Source organism: Bifidobacterium vespertilionis (assembly GCF_008698145.1).
Lineage (GTDB): Bacteria > Actinomycetota > Actinomycetes > Actinomycetales > Bifidobacteriaceae > Bifidobacterium > Bifidobacterium vespertilionis.
This window is the reverse complement of record NZ_RZNZ01000017.1, coordinates 42,259-55,451: the sequence shown is the minus strand read 5'-3', so window position 1 is coordinate 55,451 and position 13,193 is coordinate 42,259. Positions and strand designations below refer to the sequence as shown.

Sequence of the window (13,193 nt, the reverse complement as noted above, 5' to 3'; positions counted from 1 at the left end):
AGGCTGAGATCATGAACGAACGCAAACCCGTCCGCGGCTTGACCGCGCTAAGGCTCAAGACCATCGGCGCGGTCCTGATGGCCCTGTCCGTCGCATCCACCACGCTGCTGCCGGCCCTGCTGGGCGCCCCCACGGCGGACAACATGGGCGCGCTGACCGCGATGGTCCTGTGCGAGGTGGTCTCCTGGGCCGCGATTCCCATCTACGCGTGGCTGCTGGCGGAGGGGCATCGCCGCACCCGCCGGCCGGCGGCGTATCTGGGCAGGCTGGCCGCGCTCGCCGTGGTGTGCGAGGTGCCGTACGATTTGGCCACCTCCGGTACCGCGTTCGACATGCGCTCGCAGAATCCGGTGTGGGGGCTGGTGATTGCGCTGATCGTGCTGATGCTGCTCGATTGGGCCGACCGGCGGTACGGCGGCGGGTCCGGTTCCGGGGCCGCGAAATGGGCGATGTCCGCGCTGTTTGTGATCGCCGGCCTGCTGTGGGACCTGCTGCTCGGCGTGGGGGTCCGCCAGCGCGTGATGTTTGCCGGCGCGGCGATCCTGCTGTTCGCGTTGATCTTCCGTTGGCTGCGCGCCCGGGAGAACACGATGATGTTCGCCGCGGGCCTGATGGGCGCCGTGCTGTGCATCGCCCCGGCCATCGGCGTGATGCTGCTGCACTACCGCAACGACGAGCTGGGCTACGAGCCCGATTCCCGCGTCCAATGGGCCCTGTATGCGGTCTATCCCGTCCTGCTGTGCCTGGGTGCCGCCGTCGCGCTGGTCGCCTAGCGCCCTGGCGCCTCATTTTCCGCTCTCTTTTTCCAACCTGGCCCCTCGAAATCGCGGATTGGAACAATCCTGCGCGGTAGGGCCTTGATTGGGCTTCCAATCTGCGGATTCCTTCCAGCCTGCGCAAATCGGGGCGCAGGTTGGAAAGAACCGACATGCGGCCGCGGCCGTCAGCCGGCGAACGGGGTCACCGTGCCGCGGGGGATCAGCTGCGCCTCCACGATCTCGTGGGGGTTGTCCAGCGTCTCACCGCCGATGAGCCTGAGCGCCTTGACGGCCGCGCGCCGGCCCATGTCGTACGGGTTCTGCCGCATGGTGGCCAGATTGAGCGTGTCCGCGTAGATGCTGTCGTCGAAGCCGATGATCGAGTAGTCGCGCGGTGCCACATGGCCGTATTTGCCCAGTTTGAGCACCAGCGGGATGGCCATCATGTCCATCTGGCAGCAGATCGCGTCCGGGAACTGGTCCAGCGTGAGCAGCGCGGCGAGCGCCGAATCGGCGAATTCGGGTCCGCGCGGCACCGGCAGCACCTGCCAGGTGATGTCCGCGCCCTTGCCCTGCGCGTCCTCGCAGGCGCGGATGAAGCCCTGGGCGCGCGCGTCGATGGAGGCGTGCATGGTCTCGGCGGCCTGCGAGCAGGTGTAGACGATGCGCCTGTGGCCCAGATTGATCATGTATTGGGTGGCCTTGTACATGCCCTGCTCGTCGTCGATGCTGATCGTGGCGTCGAAGCCGTCCTCGGAGGGGGTGTTGATGCCGATGATCGGCACGCGGGTGCGCCGCAGCTGCTCCACCTCATGGGGGTCGATCGCGAAGGAGGCCACGAACACGGCGTCCACGTTGCGCCTGATGGGCAGATTGGTGAAGAAGTCGTGGCGGTTGGCGGAGGTGTCGATGTGCTGGAAGAGCGAGATGTCGTATCCGGCCGGGTGCATGACCGATTCGATGCCCGCGAACACCTCGGTGTTGAACCAACTGGTGATCTCCTCGTTCATGAGCAGCGCCACGCGGTAGGTCTGGCCCGATTTGAGCGCGGTGGCCGATCGGGAGATGTTGAAGTCGAGCCGGTCCGCCACCTCGAGCACCTTGCTGCGGGTCTTCGCGGAGACGAGTTCCGGGCGGGTGAACGTGCGCGACACCGTGGAGATGGATACGCCCGCCGCCTTGGCGACCGCGTGGATGTCTGCCTTTGCCATGATTGCCCTCCTGCATGCCCGTGGTCCGCGATTGCCGGCCGCTGTGCCGGAACCGCTGATTTCTCTGAGAAAACAATCATACTGCAAACGTTGGCAGTCCGACTGCAAACGCGTGTCTCGGGACGGGCGGCGGCCGGCGCCCGCGGCGGGCCTGGGCGTGCGTGGCGTTCTGGCGGCCGGCGCGGGATCCGGCGGCGCGACGCGCCCGGGGAAATCTTCGGGGAAGTCGGGAATAAAAAGTTGCGAACAAAAGTTGAGTGATGTAGGCTCAAGTCTTGGAAGGCGATGGAACCGCTGGACGGGACCTGAGCGAAGAACGTAAGAACGAACGAACAACAAAGGAGCACATTATGGGACGCGCAGTAGGCATTGATCTGGGTACTACGAATTCGTGCATTGCCACGCTGGAAGGCGGTCAGCCCACCGTCATCGTGAACGCCGAGGGCGCTCGCACCACGCCGTCCGTGGTCGCGTTCTCCAAGTCCGGCGAGATCCTGGTCGGCGAGGTGGCCAAGCGTCAGGCCGTCACCAACGTCGACCGCACCATCTCCTCCGTCAAGCGCCACATGGGCACCGACTGGTCCGTGGAGATCGACGGCAAGAAGTGGACCCCGCAGGAGGTTTCCGCGCAGATTCTGATGAAGCTCAAGAGGGACGCCGAGGCGTACCTGGGCGAACCGGTCACGGACGCCGTGATCACCTGCCCGGCGTACTTCAACGACGCCCAGCGCCAGGCCACCAAGGACGCCGGCACCATCGCCGGCCTGAACGTCCTGCGCATCATCAACGAGCCCACCGCCGCCGCTCTGGCGTACGGTCTGGAGAAGGGCAAGGAGGATGAGCGCATCCTGGTCTTCGACCTCGGCGGCGGCACCTTCGATGTCTCCCTGCTGGAGATCGGCAAGGATGACGACGGCTTCTCCACCATTCAGGTGCAGGCCACCAACGGCGACAACCACCTGGGCGGCGACGACTGGGACCAGAAGATCATCGACTGGCTGGTCGGCGAGGTCAAGAACAAGTACGGCGTGGACCTGAGCAAGGACAAGATCGCCCTGCAGCGTCTGAAGGAAGCCGCGGAGCAGGCGAAGAAGGAGCTGTCCTCCTCCACCTCCACGTCCATCTCCATGCAGTACCTGGCCATGACCCCCGACGGCACCCCGGTGCATCTGGATGAGACCCTGACCCGCGCCCACTTCGAGGAGATGACCTCCGATCTGCTGGGCCGCTGCCGCACGCCGTTCAACAACGTGCTGCACGACGCCGGCATCAGCGTCAACGACATCGACCACGTCGTGCTGGTCGGCGGCTCCACCCGTATGCCCGCCGTCAAGGAGCTCGTCAAGGAGCTCACCGGCGGCAAGGAAGCGAACCAGTCCGTGAACCCGGATGAGGTCGTGGCCGTCGGCGCCGCCGTGCAGTCCGGCGTCATCAAGGGCGACCGCAAGGACGTCCTGCTGATCGACGTGACCCCGCTGTCGCTGGGCATCGAGACCAAGGGCGGCATCATGACCAAGCTCATCGACCGCAACACCGCCATCCCGACCAAGCGTTCCGAGGTCTTCTCCACCGCCGAGGACAACCAGCCCTCCGTGCTGATCCAGGTCTACCAGGGCGAGCGCGAGTTCGCTCGCGACAACAAGCCGCTGGGCACCTTCGAGCTGACCGGCATCGCCCCGGCCCCGCGTGGCGTCCCGCAGATCGAGGTCACCTTCGACATCGACGCCAACGGCATCGTGCACGTGTCCGCCAAGGACAAGGGCACCGGCAAGGAGCAGTCGATGACCATCACCGGCGGCTCCGGCCTGCCCAAGGACGAGATCGACCGCATGGTCAAGGAGGCCGAGGCCCACGAGGCCGAGGACAAGAAGCGCAAGGAGGACGCCGAGACCCGCAACCAGGCCGAATCCTTCGCGTACCAGACCGAGAAGCTCGTCAACGACAACAAGGACAAGCTCTCCGACGAGGTCGCCAAGGAGGTCACCGAGAAGGTGAACGCCCTGAAGGAGGCCCTGAAGGGTGAGGACATCGAGAAGATCAAGAGCGCGCAGAGCGAGCTCATGACCTCCGCCCAGAAGATCGGCCAGGCCCTGTACTCGCAGGCCGGCGCGGCCGATGCCGGTGCCGCCGCGGGTGCCGCCGGCGCCGGTGCCGCGTCCGGTTCCGCCTCCAACGGCGGTGACGACGACGTGGTGGACGCCGAGGTCGTGGACGACGACGACAAGGACAACAAGTAAGGGTTCTCGCGATGGCTGAGTTCAACAAGGACGACTACCTGAACGACCTGCCCGACGCGGATGCCGCGGCGCAGTCCCCCGCTTCGGGGGATGCGGCTGCGGCGTCCGCCGGTGCGGCCGGCGAATCCGCCAAGGCCGCCCCGGCCGGGGAAGAGCCCGCACAGGCCCCCAAGGCCGACGCTCCCGCCGGCGACGGCGATCAGGGCGATGACACCCTGACCCCGCTGGGCAAGGCCAAGAAGGAGGCCGCCGACTACCTCGAGGCCCTGCAGCGCGAGCGCGCGGAGTTCATCAACTTCCGCAACCGCGCGTCCAAGGAGCAGGAGCGCTTCCGCCAGCACGGCATCATCGACGTGCTCACCGCGCTGCTGCCCGCCCTCGACGACATCGACCGCATCCGCGAGCACGGCGAGCTCAACGACTCGATGAGCGCCGTCGCGGCGAAGATCGACAAGGCCTTCGCCAAGTTCGGCGTCGAGAAGTTCGGCGAGAAGGGCGAGGACTTCGATCCCACCCGTCACGACGCGATCCTGCACAAGCCGGACGCGTCCGCCGAGAAGGAGACCGTCGACACGGTCGTGGAGGCCGGTTACCGCATCGGTGACCGCGTGATCCGCGCCGCCCGCGTCGTGGTCGCCTCCCCGCAGAACTGACACACGGTTCGGCTCCCCTCCCCATCGAGGGGAGCCTTCTCGTAAGGACTGAATGAACACTTTAGGAAAGGAGACATGGGATGGCTGAGAATGAATGGCTGAGCAAGGATTTCTATAAGGTCCTCGGTGTCTCCAAGGACGCCAGCGAGCAGGAGATCACCAAGGCGTACCGCAAGCTGGCGCGCAAGTACCACCCGGACCTCAACGAGACCAAGGAGGCGGAGGAGAAGTTCAAGGACATCTCCGAAGCCTACGACGTGCTGAGCAACAAGGAGCAGCGCCAGAAGTACGACGCCATCCGCCAGTTCGGCATGGGCGGCGCCCGCTTCGCCGGCGGCTCCGGCCAGGGCGGCTTCGACGCCTCCGGCTTCGCCGACATGTTCGGCGGGATGTTCGGCGGTCAGGGCGGCAATGGCCAGCGCATCCGCTTCACCACCTCCGGCGGCGGCAACCCGAACCTCAACGACATCTTCTCGATGTTCGGCGGCGCGGCCGGCGGCCCGCAGTCCGCGGGCGGATACGGCTACCAGCAGCCCTATGAGGAGGCCCCGCAGCCCAAGCGTGGCGAGGACCGCAACTCCAAGGTCACGCTGACCCTGCGTCAGGCGATCAAGGGCGCCACGGTCTCGCTGAGCGTGGACGGGTCCAAGTTCAAGACCCACATCCCCGCCGGCGTGAAGGACGGGCAGAAGATCCGTCTGGCCGGCAAGGGCCACGCGGGCCTTAACGGCGGTCCGCACGGCGACCTGTATCTGGCCGTCACCGTCAAATCGGACCCGAAGTTCGAGATGCGCGGCCGTGACATCGTCATGGATCTGCCGATCACGGTCGCCGAGGCCGTCGAGGGCGGCAAGGTCACCGCGCACGACATCGACGGCAACGAGGTCACTTTCAAGGTGCCCGCGGGCTCGTCCTCTGGCACCGAGGTGCGCATCGGCGGCGCCGGCGTCCAGCGTGGCAACACGCCGGGCGACCTGGTTGGCCGCGTGATGATCCACGTGCCCGCCAAGCCGGGACTGGTCCTCAAGCACGCCGCCAAGGAATTCGGCAAGGCATGCGGCGACTTCGCCGCGGAACTCGCCGCAGAACGGTAACCCCCTCCCAGCCATCCCGGGCGTCGGGCCTGCGCCCCGCCCGGGATGCGCATTTTTCGTTGTATATCCGGCATGGCCGCGCCGGGCGTTGCCGAGACATCGTTGAGACATTGTTGAGAGTTGAGAAAGGAGCGCGGAGATGGCGCGCATCGCACAGCAGATCCGCAAGGCCTACGCCCTCTGCGCCCACATGCTCACGGAGGGCCGCGCGGAATTGGATGATCTGGACGACATGGGCTTCGACGTGAATCTGCCCGTGTTCACGGTCTCGCAGGCGGCCCAGGCCGCCGGCGTGCATCCGCAGACCCTGCGTCAATACGATCGCGTGGGGCTGGTCAAGCCCCAGCGCACGGGCGGCGGCGCCCGCCGCTACTCGCTGCGCGATCTGGACCGCCTTGTGCAGGCCCAGCATCTGAGCCAGGACGAGTCGATCAACATCGCGGGCATCACCCGCATCCTCGAACTGCAGGAGGAGAACCGCCAGCTGCGCCGGCAGGTCCGCCGTCTGCGCAGGCCCGCCGGATCGTCCATCTTCGCGGCGGATGCGGATGGGGATATTGTGGAGGTCCAGCGCTCCCGTCGCGCGCGCATGTGGCGGCACGAAATCCATGCCCATGCCCGCGAAATCACCGCCGGTCCGGCCTCGCAGGAGGAATCGCTTCTGCTGCCGCCGGCGCTTCCGGCCCACGCCGTGGCCCAGACCACCATGGTGGTCTGGCAGCCGGAGCTGTAGGGCAGCCCGTTTCTCGGCCGGCGTTCGGTTCATGCCGTGTTGCGCCGGAAGATGCGATCGGTGCTTTCCAACGTTGTCTTGCGCGTCATCTCGGTGGACTCGCGCACGATCATCGGGCATTCCACGGTGATGACGCCGTGATGCGGGTGCCCGCGGATCGCATCGAGCAGGCACTTCGCGGCCGTTTTGCCGATCAGCGCGATGTTGTTGTCGAACGTGGTGAGCGTGGGATGCGCGTTCGAGCAGAACACGAACCAGTTGTCGTGCCCGATCACCGCCACATCCTGCGGCACGTGCTTGCCGATCGCCATCAGTCCTCGGACGGCCCCTCGCGCGATCTCGTCGCTCAGGGCGTAGATCGCATCCAGATGGGGGTATCGCTCCACCAGCACGCGTGCCGCCCGCTCGCCCCACTCCTCGCTCCATGAGTCGTACAGCACCGCGACGGGGCGGAAATCGTACAGCGTGAACGTGCGCCAGGCCCCTTTCACGCGATCGTGCGCGGCTTGGAAATCCTCCGGGCCGGCGATCACGGCGATGTACCGGCGCCTCAGGCTCAGCAGGTATTCGATCGCCTGCGCGCCGGCTCCCACGTTGTCGCACACCACGCTGCAGTCGTCCGGATCGGTGGACGGGTCGTACGTGTAGACCACCGGCAGGCCCATCGTGGTGGACGGTTTGAGCGGCAGGCGCGCGTTCGAGGTGTCGCCCACCACGATCAGGCCGTCCACGCCGCGGGCGGCCAGCTGGTCGATGTGGCTTTGCTCCAATGCCGGCCGGCCATGCGAGCTCATGAGCAGGGCCGCATGGTTGGAGGCGCCCAGCGTGCTTTCCGCGCCGGTGAGCATCGGCAAGGCGAACCGGCCGTTGTAGTCCGAGGTGATCAGCCCCACCAGGCCCGAGCCGCCCGCCGCCGGGCTCCCATCCTGCGCGCGCCGATCGGTCGATTTGCGGTATCCCAGTTCGCGGGCCGCCGACTGCACCAAGCGCGTGGTGGCCGCCGAAACCCTGTCCGTGCCCCGGAGCGCCTTGGATGCCGTCGCCACGGACACATTGGCCCGTCGCGCCACGTCCCGCAACGTGGGCCGGGCCGAACGCCGCTTCCCTTCCTCAGTGTCCATAATGGCCACAATATGCGAAAATTTTCGCATTCGCAAGACCCCAACAATCGTCTTCGCTCATCTTCGTACCATCATGATCAGAACGCAGGAAACGGGCTGTTCCCTGCGCCGTGCGGCACGAACCGCAACGCAATACGTACAAGACCAATTCCGATCAGTGTGGAAAGGACCGACATGAGCGCGCATGTGACCGTGACCTCGCCGTTCTGGCGCAGGTATCGCGAAAATGTGGCCAAGGAGGTGATCCCCTACCAGTGGGCGGTCATCAACGACGAGCAGAAGATCGACATCCCGCAGGATCCTTCGGGCGCCAAGCAGGACATCGACCCCCACTACAGCCGTGCCGTGCGCAACCTGCGCATCGCGGCCGGTGACGAGCAGGGCGACTTCAAGGGCTTCGTCTTCCAGGATTCCGACGTGTACAAGTGGCTCGAGGAGGCCGCGTACTCGCTGGCCTACGAGTCCGACGAGCAGCTCAAGGCCCTGTGCGACAACCTCGTGGACCTGATCGCCCGCGCCCAGCGCGAGGATGGCTATCTGGACACCCCGTACATCATCAAGTCCGGCGCGTTCGCCACCCGCGAGCGGTTCAGCCAGATCCAGCAGTCGCACGAGATGTATGTGATGGGCCACTACATCGAGGCCGCTGTGGCGTACTACGAGGTCACCGGCAACGAGCAGGCGCTGAATGTTGCGCGCAAGATGGCCGACTGCCTGGACGCCAACTTCGGCGAGGAGGATGGCAAGATCCCCGGCGCCGACGGACATCCGGAGATCGAGCTGGCCCTGGCCCGCCTGTACGAGGTCACCAAGGAGCGCAAGTACCTCGATCTGGCCAAGTTCTTCATCGACGTGCGCGGCAAGGATCCAAGCTTCTACGACAAGCAGAACGCCAAGATCGGCGACGGCTCCACGGACATCTTCCCGCAGATGCGCGGCTGGACCCACGAATACACGCAGACCGCCCGCCCGATCCGCCAGCAGCAGACCGCCGAAGGCCATGCCGTGCGCGTGGGCTACATGCTCACCGGCGTGGCGCATGTGGCCCGTCTGACCGGCGACAAGGAGCTCGCCGAGACCGCCGAGCGCCTGTGGACCAACATCGTCCGCCGCCGCATGTACATCACCGGTGGCGTGGGTTCCACCCACAATGGCGAGGCGTTCACCTACGACTACGACCTGCCGAACGACACCATGTACGGCGAGACCTGCGCCTCCGTGGCCATGAGCTTCCTGGCCCGCCAGATGCTTGAGCTCGAAACCAAGGGCGAATACGCGGACGTGCTGGAGAAGGAGCTGTTCAACGGCTCGATCGCCGGCATCGCGCTGGATGGCAAGCACTTCTACTACGTCAACGCCCTCGAGGCCGATCCGGAGGCCTCCCGCCACAACCCGGACCGCGCGCACGTGCTCATGCACCGCGCCGAATGGTTCGGTTGCGCCTGCTGCCCGGCCAACATCGCCCGCCTGATCGCCTCGGTGGACCGCTACCTGTACACCGTGCACGAGGACCGCCGCGAGATCATCGCCCACCAGTTCATCGCGAACGACGCCGAGTTCTTTGACGGCGTGAAGGTCTCCCAGAAGTCCAACTTCCCGTGGGACGGCCACATCGAGTTCACCGTGACCGTGCCCGAGGGCGCCGATCCGGTGGAGTTCCTGGTCCGCATCCCGTCCTGGTCCGCATCCCGCCACGAGATGACCATCAACGGCGAGGACGCCCGCCGCCTGCCCGTGGACAACGGCTTCGTTTCGATCGAGGTGACCGCCGGCACCACCGAGATCACGCTCGATCTGGACATGGCCGTGAAGTTCATGCGCTCCAAGACCCTGGCCCGCCACGATGTGGGCAAGGTCGCCGTGATGCGCGGACCGATCGTGTTCTGCGCCGAGGAGGCGGACAACTCCGCCCCGCTGTGGAACTACCGCCTCGACAGCCACAGCGCCGAGAAGGCCAAGGCCGAGTACCATTTCGGCGAACTGGACGGCGTTGAGGTCATCACGCTGCCGGCCGTCAAGCGCACGCACGACGACGCCGACTTCCCGCTGTACGCCGACGTGAGCGAGCACCCGGTGGGGGAGAAGTCCTACGACCTCAAGCTCGTGCCGTACTACGCGTGGGCCAACCGCGAGGAGGGCCAGATGCAGGTCTGGTTCGACTCCGACTTCTGATCCGGGCCGAACCCCGCCGACAATTCAAGATTTCGTCCCCTTCCCCCGCGATGCGGAACCTCTCCGCCACGGGGGTAAGGGGGCCCTATAACCAAATCCAACCGAATCTCTCATAACCGACAATCAATGAAGAAGGGAACTATGAGCGCAGCAACCCGGACCGCCTCGGCGATCAAGCTGACCACAAAGGAGAAGATCGCATACTCCTTCACCGATATGGCAGGCAACCTGCTGTACGTGACGATCTCCTCGTACATCATGTACTTCTACACCAACGTGTTCCACATCCCGGCCGCCGGAGCGCTCGGCGCGGGCACGATCCTGCTGGTCGCCCGCTTCGCCGACGCGATCTCCGCCGTCGTGTGGGGCTCGATCGTCGACCACACCAACACCAAATGGGGTCAGAGCCGCCCGTGGTTCCTGTGGCTGTGCGTCCCGTTCGCAGTCACCGTCTTCATCGCGTTCACCGCCCCGAGCCTGCCCGACGGTGCCCCGAAGTTCTGGTACGCCCTGATCACCTACATCCTGGCCGCCGGCGCCGTCTACACCGGCATCCAGACGCCGATCACCGCCATCCTGCCGAACCTCACCGACGACCCGACCGAGCGCAACAACGCCAACTCCTTCCGCATGGCCGGCGGCCAGATCGGCTCCTTCATCACTTCGTCCTTCACCATCTCGCTGGTCGGCTGGTTCGGCGTGCAGTTCGGCGGCGGTGACAAGACCGGCTTCATGATCGTCACCGCGATCTGGGGCATTGTCGCCATCATCCTGCTCCTGTTCTCCTTCAAGAACCTCACCGAGCACAACTACCACCCCGAACTCAACAAGCCGATCCCGCTGAAGGACTCCCTCAAGGCCGCCAAGGGCAACTGGCCGTGGATCATCCTCGTGGTCGCCTTCCTCATTTACTGGATCGCCCAGTCCACCCGTAACGGCGTGTCCACCTACTATGCCCAGTACGTGCTCAACAACCGCGACCTGACCTCCATCTTCAACGGCGTGCAGGTCATCGGCCTGATCGGCACCATCGCCATGCCGATCATCGCCAACAAGACCAAGAACAAGACGCTGACCATGATCATCGGCCTTGTCATCGGCGGTCTGGGCCAGGCCCTCATGCCGCTGGCCGGCACCAACGTCCCGCTGCTGGTGGTCTTCTGGACCGTCGGCGTGCTCGGCGCCGCCATCGCCATCGGCATGCCGTTCGGCATGCTGGCCGACACCGTCGATTACGGCGAGTGGAAGACCGGCATCCATGCGGCCGGCTTCCTGACCGCCGTCGGCTCCGCCTTCTGCATCCAGGTCGGCTCCGGCTTCGGCGCCTTCCTGCCGCTGGAGATCATGGGCGCGGCCGGCTACGACGCGAACCTGGAGACCCAGTCCCAGTCCGCGCAGGACGCCATCAGCTTCTGCTTCATCTGGCTGCCGGTGATCGTGTACGTCATCGTCGGTGTGATCATGTGCTTCTACCGCAAGTTCGAGAAGATGGAGCCGCAGATCAAGGCCGAGCTGGCCGAGCGCCACGCCAAGGCCGCCGCCGAGCTGAACGAGGCCTGATCGCCGCCATCCTCATGATCGGCTGCGGGCCCGTCCCGCCGCCGAACCCACACGTCCCCGTCCGAATTCGCTGCCAGAATCGGAAAACTGTCCTCGGGGAACGTTGAGGCCCCTCCGTGTTTCACCCTTCACGGAGGGGCTTTGACGTATTCGGACTGTATTCGGACTGTATTCGGCCATCGGCCTGCCGGCCGATGAAAACGCGGGCAAAGCGGGGCCGGGCTGCACGCGACGTGACTACGCTCGGTGGGCGGAATGCGGGAAAGGAGCGCGATGCCCACCATCGACATGACCGCGGGCAAACCCACCGGCCATCTGATCAACTACGCCGTGCCGCTGGTGCTCGGCAACGTGCTGCAGCTGTCGTACAACGCCTTCGACGCGATCATCGTGGGACGGTTCATCGGCAAGGAGGCGCTCGCCGCCACCGGCATGGCCAGCCCCGTCATGAACCTCCTGATCTTGGGCATCTCCGGACTTACCATGGGCGCCGGCGTGCTCATGAGCGAATGCTTCGGCGCGCGCGACTACGGCCGGTTCCGTCGGGCGCTCGCCACCACGCTCATCACCGGGCTCGCGGCCTCCATCGTCATCGCCGCCGCCGGCATCGCGTTCGCCGGGCCGCTGCTCAGGCTGCTCAACGTGCCCTCCGAGGTGCTCGCCATGACCGGCACCTACATGCGTATCACCTTTTTGGGCGTCCCGTTCACTTACTGCTACAACGCGTTGGCGGCGGCCCTCAAAAGCGCGGGCGACTCCAAAACCCCGCTCACGTATCTGAGCGTGGCGATTGGGCTCAACGCCGTGCTGGACGCGGTGTGCATTGGCTGGCTCGGATTCGGCATTGATTGGGCCGCACTGACCGACGTGCTCGCCCAGGGGTTCGCCGCCGTCGCCACGGCCGCGGCGATGATCCGCCGCATGCCGGATTTCCGGGTGCGCCGGGGCGAGTGGCGCGTGGACGGGGCGCTGCTGGGTGTGATCTGGAAGTACGGCTCGGTGACCGCGCTGCAGCAGTCCATCCAGCCGATCTGCAAGCTCATCATCCAGAGCGCGGTGAACACATTGGGCGTGGATGTGATCGCCGCGTTCAACGCCGTCACGCGCGTGGACGATTTCGCGTTCACCCCGCAGCAGAGCATCTCGCACGGCATCACCACCTATGTGGCGCAGAACCGCGGCGCCGGGAGGATCGAGCGGATCCGCCCGGGGTTTCGTGCGGGATTGCGATTGGAATTCGTCTATTGGGTACTCATTGGCGTTGCGGTGCTCGTGCTGAACCGGCCGATCATGGGCCTGTTCGTGACGCCGGACCAGACGCGCGTGGTGGATCTGGGCTGCCAGTACCTCACCACCATGGCGCTGTTCTACCTGTTCCCGTCGTTCACGAACGGCATTCAGGGCTTCTTCCGTGGCATGGGCAACATGTCCGTCACGCTCATCTCCACATTCATCCAGGCCTCGCTGCGCGCGCTGCTCACATGGATCCTGATCCCGCACCTGGGCATGTACGGCATCAGCTTCGCCTGCGCGATCGGCTGGGGGTGCATGCTGCTGTTCGAGGTGCCGTACTACTTCATCTCCGGTTCACGGAATTTTCGCCAAGTCATTGCGTGAACCGGGAAACGCCCATAAGCGAACATATGCGATACTC

Annotated in this window: 10 protein-coding genes; 8 read left to right on the top strand and 2 right to left on the bottom strand. The window is 65.6% G+C overall.

Translation table 11 applies throughout. From position 1 onward, the window contains the following. Positions 1-11 precede the first annotated feature (11 nt). Positions 12-773, top strand: coding sequence for a TraX family protein (locus EMO90_RS10630; protein WP_150354566.1), 762 nt, complete (start codon positions 12-14; stop codon positions 771-773). Between the two features lie 170 nt (positions 774-943). Here EMO90_RS10630 and EMO90_RS10625 read toward each other — a convergent pair whose 3' ends face one another. Next, a complete protein-coding gene (locus EMO90_RS10625; protein WP_150354567.1) occupies positions 944-1,969 on the bottom strand; it encodes a LacI family DNA-binding transcriptional regulator in 1,026 nt (341 codons plus the stop codon). A 350-nt stretch (positions 1,970-2,319) separates the two neighbouring features. Between EMO90_RS10625 and dnaK the strand changes: the two genes are divergently transcribed. The 4 genes from dnaK (at position 2,320) to EMO90_RS10605 (ending at position 6,686) form a co-directional block, all read left to right on the top strand. After that, positions 2,320-4,206, top strand: coding sequence for a molecular chaperone DnaK (gene dnaK, locus EMO90_RS10620; protein ID WP_150354568.1), 1,887 nt, complete (start codon positions 2,320-2,322; stop codon positions 4,204-4,206). Between the two features lie 11 nt (positions 4,207-4,217). Further along, positions 4,218-4,859, top strand: coding sequence for a nucleotide exchange factor GrpE (grpE, locus tag EMO90_RS10615; protein WP_150354569.1), 642 nt, complete (start codon positions 4,218-4,220; stop codon positions 4,857-4,859). An 80-nt stretch (positions 4,860-4,939) separates the two neighbouring features. After that, positions 4,940-5,953, top strand: coding sequence for a DnaJ C-terminal domain-containing protein (locus EMO90_RS10610; protein ID WP_150354570.1), 1,014 nt, complete (start codon positions 4,940-4,942; stop codon positions 5,951-5,953). Between the two features lie 139 nt (positions 5,954-6,092). Further along, positions 6,093-6,686: a heat shock protein transcriptional repressor HspR gene (locus tag EMO90_RS10605; protein ID WP_150354571.1), complete on the top strand. Its 594-nt coding sequence runs from the start codon at positions 6,093-6,095 to the stop codon at positions 6,684-6,686. A gap of 29 nt (positions 6,687-6,715) precedes the next feature. Here the strand turns inward: EMO90_RS10605 and EMO90_RS10600 are convergent, their stop codons facing one another. Beyond that, a complete protein-coding gene (locus EMO90_RS10600; protein ID WP_150354572.1) occupies positions 6,716-7,807 on the bottom strand; it encodes a LacI family DNA-binding transcriptional regulator in 1,092 nt (363 codons plus the stop codon). A 174-nt stretch (positions 7,808-7,981) separates the two neighbouring features. Between EMO90_RS10600 and EMO90_RS10595 the strand changes: the two genes are divergently transcribed. The 3 genes from EMO90_RS10595 (at position 7,982) to EMO90_RS10585 (ending at position 13,156) form a co-directional block, all read left to right on the top strand. After that, entirely contained in the window at positions 7,982-9,979 is a 1,998-nt protein-coding gene (locus tag EMO90_RS10595) for a glycoside hydrolase family 127 protein (protein WP_150354573.1), read from the top strand. A 141-nt stretch (positions 9,980-10,120) separates the two neighbouring features. Next, positions 10,121-11,539 (top strand): MFS transporter, encoded by a 1,419-nt coding sequence (locus EMO90_RS10590; RefSeq protein WP_223849801.1) that lies wholly within the window; start codon positions 10,121-10,123, stop codon positions 11,537-11,539. A 273-nt stretch (positions 11,540-11,812) separates the two neighbouring features. Further along, positions 11,813-13,156, top strand: a complete 1,344-nt coding sequence (locus EMO90_RS10585; protein WP_150354575.1) for an MATE family efflux transporter — start codon at positions 11,813-11,815, stop codon at positions 13,154-13,156. Positions 13,157-13,193: the final 37 nt, after the last annotated feature.